At 52.9% G+C, this 15,967-nt stretch carries 19 protein-coding genes; 13 read left to right on the top strand and 6 right to left on the bottom strand.

Annotated elements, in window-relative coordinates; genetic code table 11:
• Positions 1 to 253: 253 nt before the first annotated feature.
• Entirely contained in the window at positions 254 to 1,060 is an 807-nt protein-coding gene (locus tag OGY04_RS02815) for a DeoR family transcriptional regulator (protein ID WP_003024922.1), read from the bottom strand.
• A gap of 249 nt (positions 1,061 to 1,309) precedes the next feature.
• Between OGY04_RS02815 and kbaZ the strand changes: the two genes are divergently transcribed.
• From kbaZ to kbaY, 8 genes are all read left to right on the top strand, one after another.
• Entirely contained in the window at positions 1,310 to 2,605 is a 1,296-nt protein-coding gene (kbaZ, locus tag OGY04_RS02810) for a tagatose-bisphosphate aldolase subunit KbaZ (protein ID WP_020996349.1), read from the top strand.
• 19 nt (positions 2,606 to 2,624) lie between these two features.
• Positions 2,625 to 3,098 carry a PTS N-acetylgalactosamine transporter subunit IIB gene (agaV, locus tag OGY04_RS02805; RefSeq protein ID WP_003024925.1) on the top strand — a complete coding sequence of 158 codons (474 nt, stop codon included), beginning with the start codon at positions 2,625 to 2,627 and terminating at the stop codon, positions 3,096 to 3,098.
• A gap of 10 nt (positions 3,099 to 3,108) precedes the next feature.
• A complete protein-coding gene (agaW, locus tag OGY04_RS02800; RefSeq protein ID WP_003839998.1) occupies positions 3,109 to 3,888 on the top strand; it encodes a PTS N-acetylgalactosamine transporter subunit IIC in 780 nt (259 codons plus the stop codon).
• Complete coding sequence (gene agaE / locus OGY04_RS02795) at positions 3,878 to 4,756, top strand: PTS N-acetylgalactosamine transporter subunit IID (RefSeq protein ID WP_003024929.1); 879 nt, start codon at positions 3,878 to 3,880, stop codon at positions 4,754 to 4,756. Before agaW ends, agaE begins: the two co-directional genes overlap by 11 nt.
• Positions 4,757 to 4,772: 16 nt before the next feature.
• Entirely contained in the window at positions 4,773 to 5,207 is a 435-nt protein-coding gene (gene agaF, locus OGY04_RS02790) for a PTS galactosamine/N-acetylgalactosamine transporter subunit IIA (protein WP_008785899.1), read from the top strand.
• Positions 5,204 to 6,337 (top strand): N-acetylglucosamine-6-phosphate deacetylase, encoded by a 1,134-nt coding sequence (nagA, locus tag OGY04_RS02785; RefSeq protein ID WP_286584704.1) that lies wholly within the window; start codon positions 5,204 to 5,206, stop codon positions 6,335 to 6,337. Before agaF ends, nagA begins: the two co-directional genes overlap by 4 nt.
• 301 nt (positions 6,338 to 6,638) lie before the next feature.
• Positions 6,639 to 7,793 carry an AgaS family sugar isomerase gene (locus OGY04_RS02780; protein ID WP_008785901.1) on the top strand — a complete coding sequence of 385 codons (1,155 nt, stop codon included), beginning with the start codon at positions 6,639 to 6,641 and terminating at the stop codon, positions 7,791 to 7,793.
• Positions 7,794 to 7,805: 12 nt separating this feature from the next.
• Entirely contained in the window at positions 7,806 to 8,687 is an 882-nt protein-coding gene (gene kbaY, locus OGY04_RS02775; protein ID WP_016151042.1) for a tagatose-bisphosphate aldolase subunit KbaY, read from the top strand.
• A 55-nt stretch (positions 8,688 to 8,742) separates the two neighbouring features.
• On the opposite strand, the gene rsmI is transcribed toward kbaY, so the two are convergent.
• Positions 8,743 to 9,606 carry a 16S rRNA (cytidine(1402)-2'-O)-methyltransferase gene (rsmI, locus tag OGY04_RS02770; RefSeq protein ID WP_016154652.1) on the bottom strand — a complete coding sequence of 288 codons (864 nt, stop codon included), beginning with the start codon at positions 9,604 to 9,606 and terminating at the stop codon, positions 8,743 to 8,745.
• A gap of 63 nt (positions 9,607 to 9,669) precedes the next feature.
• On the opposite strand from rsmI, the gene OGY04_RS02765 reads away from it, so the two are divergent.
• The 4 genes from OGY04_RS02765 to dolP are packed head-to-tail and all read left to right on the top strand — an operon-like array spanning position 9,670 to position 13,284.
• The gene (locus OGY04_RS02765) at positions 9,670 to 11,721 is read left to right on the top strand and encodes a penicillin-binding protein activator (protein ID WP_008785903.1); all 2,052 of its coding nucleotides are present in this window, start codon (positions 9,670 to 9,672) and stop codon (positions 11,719 to 11,721) included.
• Complete coding sequence (locus OGY04_RS02760; RefSeq protein WP_111464734.1) at positions 11,679 to 12,074, top strand: YraN family protein; 396 nt, start codon at positions 11,679 to 11,681, stop codon at positions 12,072 to 12,074. The genes OGY04_RS02765 and OGY04_RS02760 overlap by 43 nt, the downstream gene beginning before the upstream one ends.
• A 34-nt stretch (positions 12,075 to 12,108) precedes the next feature.
• Positions 12,109 to 12,699, top strand: coding sequence for a DnaA initiator-associating protein DiaA (diaA, locus tag OGY04_RS02755; RefSeq protein WP_003024948.1), 591 nt, complete (start codon positions 12,109 to 12,111; stop codon positions 12,697 to 12,699).
• A 9-nt stretch (positions 12,700 to 12,708) separates the two neighbouring features.
• Positions 12,709 to 13,284: a division/outer membrane stress-associated lipid-binding lipoprotein gene (gene dolP, locus OGY04_RS02750; RefSeq protein WP_008785904.1), complete on the top strand. Its 576-nt coding sequence runs from the start codon at positions 12,709 to 12,711 to the stop codon at positions 13,282 to 13,284.
• Positions 13,285 to 13,368: 84 nt separating this feature from the next.
• Here dolP and OGY04_RS02745 read toward each other — a convergent pair whose 3' ends face one another.
• Together OGY04_RS02745 and OGY04_RS02740 are read right to left on the bottom strand one after the other, a co-directional pair.
• Positions 13,369 to 14,004, bottom strand: a complete 636-nt coding sequence (locus tag OGY04_RS02745) for an NAD(P)H-binding protein (protein ID WP_149607308.1) — start codon at positions 14,002 to 14,004, stop codon at positions 13,369 to 13,371.
• Positions 14,005 to 14,040: 36 nt separating this feature from the next.
• Complete coding sequence (locus OGY04_RS02740) at positions 14,041 to 14,469, bottom strand: YhbP family protein (protein ID WP_003828634.1); 429 nt, start codon at positions 14,467 to 14,469, stop codon at positions 14,041 to 14,043.
• A 52-nt stretch (positions 14,470 to 14,521) separates the two neighbouring features.
• Between OGY04_RS02740 and OGY04_RS02735 the strand changes: the two genes are divergently transcribed.
• Positions 14,522 to 14,812 (top strand): GIY-YIG nuclease family protein, encoded by a 291-nt coding sequence (locus OGY04_RS02735; RefSeq protein WP_048215469.1) that lies wholly within the window; start codon positions 14,522 to 14,524, stop codon positions 14,810 to 14,812.
• Here the strand turns inward: OGY04_RS02735 and OGY04_RS02730 are convergent.
• Positions 14,809 to 15,312 (bottom strand): GNAT family N-acetyltransferase, encoded by a 504-nt coding sequence (locus tag OGY04_RS02730; RefSeq protein WP_008785907.1) that lies wholly within the window; start codon positions 15,310 to 15,312, stop codon positions 14,809 to 14,811. The genes OGY04_RS02735 and OGY04_RS02730 overlap by 4 nt on opposite strands.
• Entirely contained in the window at positions 15,306 to 15,830 is a 525-nt protein-coding gene (ubiT, locus tag OGY04_RS02725; RefSeq protein ID WP_003828637.1) for a ubiquinone anaerobic biosynthesis accessory factor UbiT, read from the bottom strand. The genes OGY04_RS02730 and ubiT overlap by 7 nt, the downstream gene beginning before the upstream one ends.
• Between the last annotated feature and the right edge of the window lie 137 nt (positions 15,831 to 15,967).

Raw genomic sequence — 15,967 nt, 5'->3', positions numbered from 1 at the left:
ATTACATCAGAAGCAATAAGGTGAATTTGTGCGCACAGACTCAGCGTTTAATTTAACCAAAACTGACTATTTTCTTTCGTTTTAGCAAACCGAAACGAAGAAAACCGAAAAAATGAAAAGACTCAAAGCGGGTAAGATGCGAGAAAGAGACGGGAAGCATGCAAAAAAACGAAAGCGAGCTACTAAAAAAGCTCGCTTATGGTTTGTTTTTGTTTAATTGAATGGGATCACATTTTTGAATTTTAGAGCGGGACTACTCAACAATGATCACTTCAACACCGCTGCGGCGTAGTTCCTGCAAACTTTCCTCTGGGATACCTTCATCAACAATGATGGTATGGATCCTCTGGGTATCAATGATCTTATGCAGGCTGGAGCGGTTAAACTTCGTCGAGTCGGTAACAACAATAATACGTTCAGCCACTTCACACATCCGACGGTTGAGACGCGCTTCATCTTCGTTGTGCGTGCTAACACCACGCTCTAAATCAATAGCATCAACGCCAAGAAACAGCATGTCGAAGTGATAATTTTGTAGCGACTGCTCAGCCTGATCGCCATAAAACGATTGTGACTGACGACGCAAATGACCGCCGGTCATCAGCAGCTCAACCCCTTCGGCTTCCAGTAGCGCATTGGCGACATTCATACCGTTGGTCATAGCAATGACATTAGTATGCTGGCGCATAAGGCGGGCAATTTCATAGGTCGTGGTACCGGAGTCAAGGATCACGCGGTGTCCCGGTTGAATCAACTCTGCGGCGGCTCTGGCAATACTGCGTTTTACTGCCGTATTAAGTGAACTCTTATCTTCAACAGAAGGCTCCACAACAGGTGCATTGCTTTCGCAAATCAGCGCTCCGCCATAGGCACGTACCGCAATCCCCTGCTTTTCCAGAAAAGCGAGGTCGTTGCGAATAGTGACCGTGGAGACGCCAAAAAATAAGGAGAGATCGTTAACCTGAACGCTTCCCTGCTGCCGTAACCGCTGGATGATCTGCTCACGTCTTTCGCTGGTGCCAATAACGCGCTTGTCTGCAGAGGACTCGGTGTTACTCATAAGAAATCCTTTAGTTGAACCTTTCGTTTTATTTCGTTTTGTCTATTAACGCCTTTCTTTTGCGCGAATGCAAGCCCCGCAAGCAGGGAAGAGCCGGACGAACTTACGCTGAAACCTTTCATTGTGTTTCTTTTGTGAAACAGATCGGAAAACTATTATCTTTCGTTTTATTTTTATAACACCATGATGCAGTATTAAATGAAACAAAACGAAAGATTGATGTCGCAGTAATCTGACCTGGAGAGGAAAGTGAAACATCTAACTAAAATGGTCGAGCAGCATAAACGGGGGAAGGCAAATGGGATTTATGCCGTTTGTTCCGCGCATCCAATCGTACTGGAAGCCGCAATACGCTACGCCCATGCAAACCATACACCGCTGTTGATCGAAGCAACCTCTAATCAGGTTGACCAGTTTGGCGGCTATACAGGTATGACGCCAGCCGATTTTCGCAGTTTTGTCTGCCGATTAGCCGACTCGCTTGATTTTTCTCAGGATATGCTGATTCTCGGCGGAGACCATCTCGGGCCAAACCGTTGGCAAAATCTGCCTGCGGAACAGGCAATGGCCAATGCTGACGATCTGATCAAGAGCTATGTCGCCGCAGGCTTTAAAAAAATCCACCTCGATTGCAGCATGTCTTGTGCCAACGACCCGGTTCCACTGACGGATGAAATCGTCGCTGAGCGCGCCGCACGCCTGGCCAAAGTCGCCGAAGAAACCTGTATGGCACATTTTGGCGAGTCTGACCTGGTCTATGTGATTGGCACAGAAGTTCCGGTTCCTGGTGGCGCACACGAAGCGTTAACCGAACTGGCGGTAACAACGCCAGATGCCGCACGTGCAACGCTGCAGGCCCACTATCACGCCTTTGAAAAGCGCGGGCTGGAAGGTATATGGGCACGTATTATCGCCCTGGTCGTGCAACCTGGCGTTGAATTCGACCACACGCACATCATTGATTATCAACCGCAGAAAGCCGTGGCACTCAGCAAAATGGTGGAAGACTACGACACGCTGGTTTTTGAAGCGCATTCTACCGATTACCAAACGCCACAGTCCTTGCGCCAACTGGTGATAGACCACTTCGCTATTCTGAAAGTGGGACCCGCGCTTACCTTCGCCCTGCGCGAAGCGCTGTTTTCGTTAGCTGCCATTGAAGAAGAATTGCTGCCTGCAAAAGCCAGCTCAGGCCTGCGACATGTGCTGGAAAGCGTAATGCTTGATAGACCAGAGTACTGGCAGAGCCATTATCACGGTGATGGCAACGCACGCCGTCTGGCCCGTGGATACAGCTACTCTGATCGGGTTCGTTACTACTGGCCGGACAGCCAGATTGATGAAGCATTTGAACGTCTGGTACGTAACCTGGCGGACGACCCCATTCCACTACCGCTGATTAGCCAGTATTTACCTTTGCAGTACGTAAAAGTGCGCGAGGGAGATCTCAGCGCCACGCCGCGAGAACTCATCATTAACCATATTCAGGACATACTGCAGCAATATCACTGCGCCTGCCTGGGTGCTCCAGATCGTAACGCATAACAAAAAAGAGAAAAATACCATGCCAAACATTGTATTAAGTCGCATTGATGAACGTCTGATTCACGGTCAGGTTGGTGTGCAATGGGTCGGGTTTGCGGGGGCAAACCTGGTGCTGGTCGCTAATGATGAGGTGGCTGAAGATCCAGTGCAGCAAAACCTGATGGAAATGGTACTGGCAGAAGGGATCGCCGTACGCTTCTGGTCACTACAAAAAGTGATCGACAATATTCACCGTGCCGCCGATCGCCAGAAAATTCTGCTGGTCTGCAAATCGCCTGCGGATTTCTTCCGTCTGGTCGAAGGCGGTGTTCCTGTTAACCGTATCAACGTTGGCAATATGCACTACGCCAACGGCAAGCAACAAATCGCCAAAACGGTTTCTGTAGACGCTGCAGATATTACGGCGTTCAACGGGCTCAAAGCCGCTGGAGTGGAATGCTTCGTTCAGGGCGTTCCAACAGAACCCGCCCAGGACCTCTATAAACTTCTCTGAGGGATTCACAATGGAAATCAGTCTGTTGCAGGCTTTTGCGTTGGGTATTCTCGCCTTTATTGCAGGCCTGGATATGTTCAATGGGTTAACGCACATGCACCGCCCGGTTGTTCTCGGGCCGCTGGTCGGCCTGATTCTGGGCGATCTGCATACCGGTATTTTAACAGGTGGTACGCTGGAACTGGTGTGGATGGGTCTTGCCCCACTGGCGGGAGCTCAACCGCCAAACGTGATTATCGGCACTATCGTGGGAACCACGTTTGCCATAACGACCGGAGTGAAACCTGAAGTTGCCGTAGGTGTGGCAGTACCGTTCGCCGTAGCAGTACAGATGGGGATTACCTTCCTGTTCTCTGTGATGTCCGGGGTGATGGCTCGCTGCGATCGCATGGCAGCGAATGCCGATACCGCCGGGATTGAGAGGGTCAACTATCTGGCGTTGCTCGCGTTGGGGACCTTCTACTTTTTATGCGCGTTCCTGCCGATTTACTTTGGCGCGGAACATGCCAAAACCGCGATAGATGTTCTGCCGACGCGTCTAATTGACGGCCTGGGTGTGGCAGGCGGCATCATGCCAGCTATCGGCTTCGCCGTACTGCTGAAAATCATGATGAAAAACGTCTATATCCCCTACTTCATCCTGGGTTTTGTAGCAGCAGCCTGGCTCAAACTCCCTGTGCTGGCGATCGCCGCCGCAGCACTGGCAATGGCGCTGATCGATTTTCTGCGTAAATCACCTGAACCTACAGCTCCCGCAGCACAAAAAGAGGAATTCGAAGATGGCATCTAATCAAACGGCTCTGCCGAACGTTTCCGAAACCGAAGAAACGCTGCTGTCCGGCACCAATGAAAACGTCTACGAAGACCAGAATATCGGTGCCGAGCTGACGAAAAAAGATATCAACCGTGTTGCCTGGCGTTCAATGCTGTTGCAGGCCTCTTTTAACTACGAACGTATGCAGGCATCAGGATGGCTGTACGGCCTGTTACCTGCTCTGAAAAAGATCCATACCAATAAGCGCGATCTGGCGCGTTCGATGAAAGGCCATATGGGCTTCTTCAACACGCACCCGTTCCTGGTCACGTTTGTTATCGGGATTATCCTGGCGATGGAACGCTCCAAGCAGGATGTGAACAGTATTCAAAGCACCAAGATTGCCGTGGGTGCGCCGCTTGGCGGCATCGGCGATGCCATGTTCTGGTTAACGTTACTGCCTATTTGCGGCGGTATCGGGGCCAGCCTGGCGCTGCAAGGCTCTATTCTTGGTGCAGTTGTCTTTATTGTTATGTTCAACGTGGTTCATCTTGGTCTGCGCTTTGGGCTAGCACACTATGCTTATCGAATGGGCGTTGCTGCCATTCCGCTGATTAAAGCTAACACCAAAAAGGTTGGACATGCGGCATCCATCGTTGGGATGACGGTGATTGGTGCGCTGGTAGCGACCTATGTTCGCCTGAGCACTACGCTGGAAATCACTGCTGGCGATGCGGTAGTGAAACTGCAAACAGACGTGATAGACAAGCTGATGCCTGCTTTTTTACCGCTGGTCTACACATTAACCATGTTCTGGCTGGTCCGCCGTGGCTGGAGTCCTCTGCGCCTTATCGCCATTACCGTGGTGCTCGGCGTCGTAGGTAAGTTCTGTCATTTCCTGTAAATATAAGGGGTTGTAGATGTTAGGTATTATTTTGACGGGTCATGGCGGGTTTGCCAGCGGAATGGAAAAAGCGATGAAACAGATTCTGGGTGAGCAGACTCAGTTCATTGCCATCGACTTTCCGGAAACCTCAACCACTGCCTTGCTCACCTCACAACTTGAACAGGCGGTGGGTGAACTGGATGCGCAGCAAGACATCGTGTTTCTGACTGATTTGTTGGGCGGAACACCATTTCGCGTCGCTTCCACACTAGCCATGCAAAGGCAAGGTACCGAAGTGATCACCGGTACCAATCTACAACTGCTACTGGAGATGGTGCTGGAGCGCGACGACCTGAGCAGCGAAGCGTTTCGTTTGCAGGCGCTGGAGTGCGGGCACCGGGGTTTAACCAGCCTGGTGGACGAGCTGGGACGCTGCCGTGAGGAAAAGCCCGTTGAGGAAGGGATATGACACTGCTACTGCGCGCCAGACGTCTACTGACCGAACAGGGCTGGCTGGACGATCATCAATTGCATATTGAAGACGGTATCATTGCGGCAATAGAGCCAATTCCTTCCGGCGTTATGGTCCGCGATGCTGAACTGCTCTGTCCGGCATACATTGATACCCACGTACACGGGGGCGCGGGTGCCGATGTGATGGATGAAGCACCGGATACGCTCGACAAACTGGCGATGCACAAAGCGCGTGAAGGGGTAGCCAACTGGCTACCCACTACCGTCACCGCTCCATTACCGGATATTCACAAGGCACTTGAGCGTATCGCCCATCGCTACCATTCCGGAGGGCCCGGCGCACAGGTGCTGGGCAGTTATCTTGAAGGCCCATACTTTACGCCGCAGAACAAAGGGGCGCACCCACCTGAGCTTTTCAGGGAACTGGAACTCAGTGAACTGAATGAACTGATTGCGATTTCCCAGCAAACATTGCGCGTCGTTGCGCTGGCACCAGAAAAACCCGGTGCATTGCAGGCCATCGAACATCTGAAGCAGCGCAACGTACGGGTGATGCTGGGACACAGCGCAGCTACCTGGGAGCAAACCCGCGCAGCCTTTGACGCCGGCGCTGACGGACTGGTTCACTGCTATAACGGTATGACCGGTTTACATCATCGGGAGCCAGGAATGGTTGGCGCAGGGTTAACCGACCCTCGCGCCTGGCTGGAACTTATCGCTGACGGACACCATGTCCACCCGGCAGCCATGAAACTCTGCTGCTGTTGCGCCAAAGACAGGCTGGTGCTGATCACCGATGCCATGCAGGCTGCAGGAATGCCAGACGGACGCTATACACTCTGCGGTGAGGAGGTGGAAATGCACAGTGGTATTGTGCGTACCGCTTCCGGTGGCCTGGCTGGTAGCACGCTCTCGGTTGACGCAGCCGTACGTAATATGGTCGAGCTCACCGGGATAACGGCAGAAGAGGCAATTCATATGGCCTCTCTCCACCCCGCACGTCTGTTGGGTATCGATCGCCAACTGGGATCGTTAGCAGTGGGAAAACGTGCAGACGCGATCGCGCTCAATAGCGGGCTACATTTACAACAGATCTGGATTCAGGGTCAGGCTCTCCCCCTTTGACCTTTCATTTTGTCTCGTGTTGGCCTGCGGTCTTCGATCGCAAGGCCTTTCTTTTCCTTTCGCTTGAGTAAATACCTAACCATCCTACAACAAGCCTACTTCTTATAGATCAATAAGATAACCACACCTTTCGTTCTCACGATCACAAATTTCGTTTTATTTCCTTTTGGATTATTGCTCTTTCGATTTCTTTCCTATAGATTTTAATCAATCGACAAGATGAACAAGTGAAACGAAACGAAAGATAGCGACATTCTCGCCAGCGTCTTATGTGGAATTTACAAGACTAAGGACTTAAGTTATGCCAGAAACCTATACCCCTGTTACCGCGGTAACGGGCACCTGGACCGAAGAAGAGATCCGTCAACAACCTGCCAGTTGGATCCGTTCCCTTACGAATATCGACAACATTCGATCTGCCATTGACAGCTTTCTCGCACCATTACTGCGCAAAAACGATCTGCGGATCATACTGACCGGGGCTGGAACATCAGCATTCATTGGCGACATCATCGCCCCCTGGCTGGCAAGCTATACCGGTAAAAACATCAGCGCTGTGCCGACCACCGATCTGGTCACCAATCCGATGGATTACCTGAATCCCGCACATCCGCTGCTGCTCATTTCTTTCGCTCGCTCAGGTAACAGCCCTGAAAGCGTTGCGGCAGTGGAACTGGCTAATCAGTTTGTGCCTGAGTGTTATCACCTGCCGATCACCTGCAACGAAGCAGGTAGCCTCTATCAAAACGCAGTTGCAAGCGACAATGCCTTTGCTCTGTTAATGCCCGCAGAGACACATGACCGTGGCTTCGCGATGACCAGCAGCATTACCACCATGATGGCCAGCTGCCTGGCAGTATTTGCCCCAGAGAAAATCAACAGCCAGACCTTCCGTGACGTGGCCGATCGATGCCAGACGATTCTGACTTCGCTGGGCGATTTCAGCGACGGTGTATTTGGCAATGAACCCTGGAAACGGATCGTTTACCTCGGTAGCGGTGGATTACAGGGAGCAGCGCGGGAATCGGCACTGAAAGTCCTGGAGCTGACTGCAGGCAAACTGGCCGCATTCTATGACTCCCCGACAGGCTTTCGTCACGGTCCAAAGTCACTGGTTGATAACGAAACGCTGGTAGTGGTCTTTGTTTCCAGCCATCCGTATACACGTCAATACGATCTCGATCTGCTGGCAGAGTTACGCCGCGATCGGCAGGCATTGCGGGTTGTCGCGATTGCCGCACAAACCCATGAGGTGATTGAAGCAGGCCCACATATTCTGCTGCCGCCAGCACGCTCTTTCATCGATATGGAATTGGCGTTCTGCTTCCTGATCTACGCCCAGGTTTTTGCTTTGACGCAATCCATCAATATCGGCAATACACCGGATACGCCTTCTGCCAGCGGCACTGTGAACCGCGTTGTACAGGGCGTTGTTATTCATCCCTGGAACGCCTAAAAGGATCGTTTTATGAGCATTATTTCCACGAAATACCTCCTGCTGGATGCCCAAAAAAAGGGCTATGCCGTACCCGCCTTTAACATTCATAACGCCGAGACGATCCAGGCGATCCTTGAAGTGTGCTATGAAATGCAATCTCCGGTGATCCTGGCAGGAACGCCGGGTACCTTTAAGCATATCGCGCTGGAAGAGATCTACGCGCTGTGCAGCGCTTATTCCACCAGCTACGGTATACCGCTGGCGCTGCACCTCGATCACCATGAGTCGCTGGACGACATTCGTCGTAAAGTGAATGCAGGAGTGCGCAGCGCAATGATTGACGGCAGCCACTTTCCGTTTGAAGAAAACGTGAAGCTGGTGAAATCCGTTGTGGATTTTTGCCATGCCAAAGATTGCAGCGTGGAAGCTGAGCTGGGTCGCCTCGGTGGCGTAGAAGATGATATGAGTGTGGATGCAGAAAGCGCCTTCCTCACCGATCCACAAGAAGCTAAACGGTTTGTTGAGCGTACTGGCGTAGATAGCCTTGCTGTTGCCATCGGCACAGCACACGGTTTGTACACCAAAACGCCCAAAATCGATTTTCAGCGGCTGGGTGAAATTCGTGAGGTAGTCGACGTTCCGCTGGTGCTGCATGGCGCAAGCGATGTCCCTGACGAATACGTCCGCCGCACGATCGAGCTTGGCGTTTGCAAAGTTAACGTCGCGACCGAACTGAAAATCGCTTTTGCCGATGCGGTCAAAGCGTGGTTTGCGGAGAATCCGCAGGGCAACGATCCTCGCTATTACATGCGGGTCGGTATGGATGCGATGAAAGAAGTGGTTCGTAGCAAAATCACTGTATGCGGGTCAGCAAACCGCTTATTAATCAGTGAAACTGCCGCTCAGTCTTAAGCACTGTGTTAGCTAATGGCCATACCCTTGTCGGTTTGGCCATCAGCAATCGGGCTTACTCTCCCTGCTGTTCCAGCGCGTACTTATACAACGCATTTTTTTTCACGCCATGGATTTCAGCAGCCAGCGCGGCGGCCTTTTTCAGCGGCAGTTCTGCCTGCAATAAGGCCAACGTACGCAGCGCATCGGCAGGAAGATCGTCTTCCTGCGCTTTATGCCCTTCAACAATCAGCACCATTTCGCCTTTACGACGGTTTTCATCTTCCTTGACCCACGCCAGCAGTTCACCAACCGGTGCCCCGTGAATAGTTTCCCAGGTTTTGGTCAGCTCGCGCGCCAGCACCACGTAGCGGGATTCGCCCCACACGGCAACCATGTCTTCCAGGCTATCCAGCAAGCGGTGGGTAGATTCATAAAAAATAAGCGTACGCGGCTCGGCCTCAATGGCTTTCATCGCATCACGACGCCCTTTCGATTTGGCAGGCAGAAATCCTTCATAGCAAAAACGGTCTGAAGGCAGGCCTGCAGCGCTCAGGGCAGCAATCGCCGCACAAGGACCAGGCAGGGGAACAACGCGGATCCCTGCTTCACGACAGGTACGCACCAGATGGTAGCCAGGATCGTTAATCAGCGGCGTTCCGGCATCGGAAACCAGCGCAATGTTTTGTCCTTCTTTGAGCTTCGCGACCAGCGTTTCGGCCTTTTGCTGCTCGTTGTGGTCATGTAGCGCGAACAGACGCGCGTTAATCGCGAAGTGTTGTAACAATAATCCTGTATGACGAGTGTCTTCAGCGGCAATCAAATCAACGGCTTGTAAAACTTCGAGCGCTCGTTGGGTAATATCAGCCAAATTTCCTATAGGAGTAGGTACAATAAAGAGTTGGCCTTGAGAATTATCCGCCGATTCGTGTTGTTTCATTGTGTCGTCCGTATTGCCGATTTAATATTGAGCATTGAGTAAAAAAATATCACTGGATACAGTATGGTACCCTCAACATTTTCTCGTTTGAAAGCCGCACGCGCGCTACCAGTCATTCTGGCAGCACTGATTTTCGCAGGCTGTGGCACCCAGGCGCCAGACCAGAGTGCAGCCCATATGCAGGGCACTGCGCAGGCTGATTCCGGCTTTTATCTGCAACAAATGCAGCAAAGCTCAGATGATAGCAAGACCAACTGGCAATTACTCGCCATTCGTGCACTGCTGAAAGAAGGCAAGAGCCAGCAGGCTATCGAACTGTTTAACCAGCTACCGCAGAAGCTAAGCGATAACCAGCGTCGTGAGCAGTCACTGCTGGCCGTCGAGATTAAGCTCGCGCAGAAAGATGTCGCTGGCGCACAGGCCCTGCTGGATAAGTTAACTCCCGCCGATTTCGATCAAAACCAACAGGCACGCTACTGGCAGGCGCAAATCGACGTCAACCAGGGTCGCCCGTCTCTGACGCTGCTGCGCGCCCTGATCGCGCAGGAACCGCTGCTGGCCGCGAATGCTAAGCAGAAAAATATGGACGCCACCTGGCAGGCGCTGTCGTCCATGACCCAGGAGCAAGCGCAAGCGCTGGTCATCAATGCTGATGAAAACGTGCTGCAAGGCTGGCTGGATCTCCAGCGCGTCTGGTTCGATAACCGTAACGATCCGGACATGATGAAAGCTGGTATTGCGGACTGGCAGAAACGTTATCCGCAAAACCCAGGAGCAAAACTGTTACCAACACAGTTGGTTAACGTGCAGAGCTTTAAGCCCGCCTCCACCAGCAAAATCGCCCTGCTGTTACCACTGAACGGTCAGGCCGCTGTATTTGGCCGTACTATTCAGCAAGGCTTTGAAGCTGCGAAAAACATGGGCACTCAACCTGTCGCAGCCCCTGTTGCTGTCGCACCTGCCGCAGTTCCAGCTGCCGCGACCACCACAGAACAGCCGCAAACGACTGACGGCGTTGCCAGCCCGTCTCAGGCGTCAGTAAGCGATCTGACCAACGAGACGCCGGCTCAGCCAGAAACACCTGCTGTGCAGCCCGCAGCACCCGCTCAGCCAACAACCGCCAGCGCACCGGCGAATCCATCCGCTGAGCTGAAAATCTACGACACTTCATCACAGCCGCTGAACCAGATCCTGACTCAGGTTCAGCAGGATGGCGCCAGCATCGTGGTTGGCCCACTGTTGAAGAACAATGTTGAAGAGCTGATGAAAAGCAACACGCCATTGAACGTCCTGGCGCTTAACCAGCCGGAGTCGGTGAAAAATCTGCCGAACGTCTGCTACTTCGCCCTGTCGCCAGAAGATGAAGCGCGCGACGCCGCACGCCACATCCGCGATCAGGGAAAACAGACGCCGCTGTTGTTGATTCCACGGAGTTCATTAGGCGATCGCGTTGCCAACGCCTTTGCACAGGAATGGCAAAAACTGGGTGGCGGCGTGGTATTGCAGCAGAAGTTCGGCTCCACCGCTGAACTTAAAATGGGCGTCAACGGCGGCTCAGGGATTTCCCTGACAGGCAGCCCGGTGGCCTCCTCTGTGCCAGCCCAACCCGGCGTGACGATTGGCGGTCTGACCATCCCCGCAGCACCTACCGATGCGCAAATCACCGGCGGCAGCGGTCGTGTTGATGCCGTGTATATTCTGGCGACGCCGGAAGAAATTGCATTTATTAAGCCGATGATCGCCATGCGCAACGGCAGCCAGAGCGGAGCAACGCTGTACGCCAGTTCTCGTAGTGCGCAGGGCACTGCCGGCCCGGATTTCCGTCTGGAGATGGAAGGTTTGCAGTACAGCGAAATTCCGATGCTGGCAGGCGCTAATGCGCCTCTTATGCAGCAGGCGCTTGGCGCGGTTCGTAACGACTACTCGCTGGCGCGTATGTATGCCATGGGTGTCGATGCCTGGTCGCTTGCCAACCACTTCTCGCAAATGCGTCAGGTGCAGGGTTTCGAAATTAACGGCAATACCGGGGCCTTAACCGCAACGCAGGATTGTGTGATTAACAGGAAGTTATCATGGCTCAAATACCAGCAAGGACAAGTCGTCCCCGCCAGTTAACGAGTAAACAGACCGGTGACGCGTGGGAATCCATCGCGCGTGACTGGCTGCTGAGCAAGGGACTGCATTTTATCGCCGCCAACGTGCGTGAACGTGGTGGCGAAATCGACCTGATAATGCGTGAAGGCAACACCACCGTATTTGTTGAGGTTCGCTACCGACGCTCAGCACAGTTCGGCGGTGCGGCGGCGAGTGTGACCCGGAGCAAACAACACAAATTATTACAGACCGCCCGCTTGTGGCTTGCGCGCCACAATGGGAGTTTTGATACTGTGGATTGCCGGTTCGATGTGTTAGCCTTCACCGGAAATGATGTTGAGTGGTTTAAGGACGCGTTCAACGACCGCTCATAGTTGAAGATTCAGAGCCTGGTTCTTAAGGATTAGCGTGTTAGATAGAATTAAAGTCTGCTTTACAGAAAGCATTCAAACTCAGATAGCTGCGGCTGAAGCACTTCCGGATGCAATCTCCCGTGCCGCCATGACGCTGGTTCAGTCCCTGCTCAATGGCAACAAAATTCTCTGTTGTGGTAATGGGACGTCCGCTGCCAACGCACAGCATTTTGCTGCCAGCATGATCAATCGTTTTGAAACAGAACGCCCAAGTTTACCTGCGATTGCACTAAATACTGATAATGTGGTCTTAACTGCGATTGCCAACGATCGCCTGCACGACGAAGTTTATGCAAAACAAGTCCGTGCGCTGGGACATGCAGGTGATGTTCTGCTGGCAATCTCTACGCGTGGTAATAGCCGCGATATCGTAAAAGCCGTTGAAGCCGCCGTGACACGCGACATGACAATCGTCGCGCTGACCGGGTATGACGGAGGGGAACTGGCCGGATTACTGGGGCCACAGGATGTTGAAATCCGTATTCCCTCACACCACAGCGCCCGCGTTCAGGAAATGCACATGCTGACGGTTAACTGCCTTTGCGATCTCATCGATAACACGCTTTTCCCTCACCAGGATGATTAAGGAGTACACATGAAGGCATTTTCGCCGCTTGCTGTGATTATCGCTGCACTGCTGCTGCAAGGCTGTGTCGCTGCCGCCGTTGTTGGAACTGCAGCTGTCGGGACTAAAGCCGCGACGGATCCTCGTAGTGTCGGCACCCAGGTTGATGACAGTACCCTGGAATTACGCGTCAATACGGCGTTGTCGAAAGATGCCCAGATCAAGAAAGAAGCGCGAATCAACGTGAGCGCATATCAGGGTAAAGTGCTGCTGGTCGGCCAGTCGCCGAATAGCGAACTGTCTGCACGTGCAAAACAGATTGCGATGGGCGTAGAAGGTACGACTGAGGTCTTTAATGAGATCCGTCAGGGCCAGCCAATCGGTCTGGGTGATGCGTCGAACGATACCTGGATAACCACCAAAGTACGTTCCCAGTTACTGACCAGCGATCAGGTGAAATCCTCTAACGTGAAAGTAACGACTGAGAACGGAGAAGTGTTCCTGTTAGGTCTGGTGACCGAGCGTGAAGCGAAGGCGGCGGCGGATATCGCCAGCCGGGTAAGCGGCGTGAAACGCGTCACGACGGCCTTTACGTTTATTAAGTAACACGCCTGTAGATGGCATCTTATCCGGCCTACAGAACGTAATCGTTTGTAGGCCGGATAAGCGTCAGCGCCATCCGGCATTTTTTTATTTAGCCCTTTCGCGTAGCTCGGAAGAGGTCAGGATCGAAACCCCTTCATGCCCAGGCGCCAACGCTTCTGCCAGCATTGCCCGCGCAACATCGCGCGCTTCAATCGACTTCCAGTTACCCGGCAGCAACCTGAACAACGGCGCTAAAAACATCTCATTCGTCCGCTGTTTGTCCCTATCCCCCAGTAGCATTGAAGGCCGGACAATCGTCAGCCGTGGCCAATCCTGCGCGATCAGCGCCTGCTCCATTTCACCTTTCACCCGATTATAAAAAAACGGTGAATTCGCATTGGCGCCCATCGAACTCACCACCAGCATATGCTGGGCGCCTAACCTACGTCCCGTCAGGGCCGTATCTACCACCAGCGTATAGTCAGCATGGATAAACGCCTCTTTGCTGCCCGCTTCACGCCGGGTAGTCCCCAAACAACAAAAGACAATATCGACCGGATCGGTGACCTGTGCCAAAGCATCGGTTAGCTGCGGATCATGGGGGTTATAGATACCAACCGTATCTGCCAGCGGTCGACGCGTTGGTGCCGTAATGGCATTGACCCGGGGTTCATTGAGCAGCATACGCAGCAAATGTCCGCCCACCAGCCCCGTGGCTCCCGTTATTAACACCTGACTCATCGCTTATCTTCCCCAGGTCTTCAATCACTGTTCTAACTATAGATCACGCAGCCAATGCATCTTTTTACCAAAGCCCAGCGTGTTGTCCGTGAATTTGACTTCATCCAGTCGAATCTCCCATACGGGCGCTGGCAGCATTCTGGCGACGGGGAAACGGCGGTTGTAGGCTTTACGCGCGTCTTCGCTCTCCTGCCCTTCAAGACGCCGGATTTCCCCTTTGAACTGTACGCCACGAATCAGGGCGACGGTTTTAGGCTGACCGTTTACTGTACCGGCAATCGGCGCGCGTGGTCCGGACATCTGTGCATGCCGCGTTTTCTCTTCGGTCAGCACATAGAACACCATCTTCTGCGCATCAAACAGGTAAAACGCATTGGCGCACCATAATTCACCTTCATGGTGTACGCACCAGGTCACGACGTGCTGTTTTGCCAGCCAGCGAGACACCGCAGTCAGTGTTTCCATTTCTATTCTCTTTTATACTGTAGGCCTGAAAATTATCACGTCGATGGTAACAATGACACCCTGGTATCTGTACCTGATCCGTACCGCTGACAACGCCTTATACACCGGAATAACCACCGATGTGCAGCGCCGCTATAAGCAGCATCAAAGTGGGAATGGCGCGAAGGCGCTACGCGGAAAGGGGGAACTCACGTTGGCATTTGCGGCGCAGGTCGGCGACCGTTCGCTGGCCCTGCGCATAGAGTATCGCGTTAAACAGCTCACCAAGCGGCAGAAAGAGCGCCTTGTCGAAGGCGAAGGGTTTGAGGCGCTATTAAGCAGCCTGCAAACCCCGGAAGCTTAAAAGCGATTGAAGTGGTCGTGGTATTCCACAAGACCCGTCACGCCATCCAGCGCATCGTCCGCCAGGCGATGAACCTGGAACGCGCTTTCGGTGCCCGGCCAGCGGCAACGCAGGTCATGATGGGCTGCCAGCTCAAAGCCAAAGCGGCTGTACAGGGCCGGATCCCCCAGCGTAACCACCGCGGCGTAGCCAAACTCGTTCAGTGAATCGAGTCCTTCATAGACCAGCTGACGCGCCAGGCCCTGCCCCCGGTAGTTTTCATCCACCGCGAGCGGCGCCATTCCGACCCATTGCAGATCTTCACCCTGAACATCGACTGGGCTGAACGCGACGTAACCCACTACCTGACCTTCGTCATCGGTAGCAACCAGACCCAGCGTTAAGAAACCATCTTCACGCAGGTCGTGCACTAATTTCGCTTCCGCATCGCTCTCAAATGAACGGCGCAGCAGCGCATCAATACCAGGGGCATCAATGGGAATTTCAACTCGAATCAGCATGGCTCACCTACCGAGGTCTGTTTGGTTTCTGGCGACGTTTTCATCCCCGCCTCAACAAAATCCGCCAACTGCATCAGCATGACGCGCAACGCTTTAGGCATCTGCTCCAGTTCGATGGCATCCATCAGATTTTTTACGTATAGCCCTAATTCTGTATCACCTTCAATCACCAGACGACGCTGGAAGAAAAGCGTATCCGGATCCTGCTTGCGGGCCACGATCATCAGCAGATCGCTGGCATCGGCGCTAAAACTCACATCCGCATCTGCATTCTGGCTGACGATAAGTTTATCGTTCTCAACAGAGGTATACCATTTGAGGTCAATGTCACGCACATGAATGCTCAGCCAGCGACCTTCGAGAAACTCCAGCTCCCCATCGGCCAGCGCCTGACTAAACTGCCAGCTCAGGACCTGCTCCAGAACCTGGCGCTTCAGCGCAAAGGGCGTCAGTTTAACTGGTACACTCATCAGAGAAGGACCAAATTGTACTAAGCGTGAACGCAGTTTATCCAACACGAGCTTTACTCCCTGTTTCAATAGTCCTGCTATTTTGCCATATCAAATAAACGACATAGCGGCATAAATCAACAATTCGATGCGAAATTGTTACCTCTTTATTGGTGTCACCAATACGACTTTAACTGCCTCAAATC

This window comes from Citrobacter sp. Cpo091 (assembly GCF_030332645.1).
In the GTDB taxonomy this organism is placed as follows: domain Bacteria; phylum Pseudomonadota; class Gammaproteobacteria; order Enterobacterales; family Enterobacteriaceae; genus Citrobacter; species Citrobacter portucalensis.
Note: the sequence above shows the minus strand (reverse complement) of the source record. Positions and strands in the feature narration are given on the sequence as shown.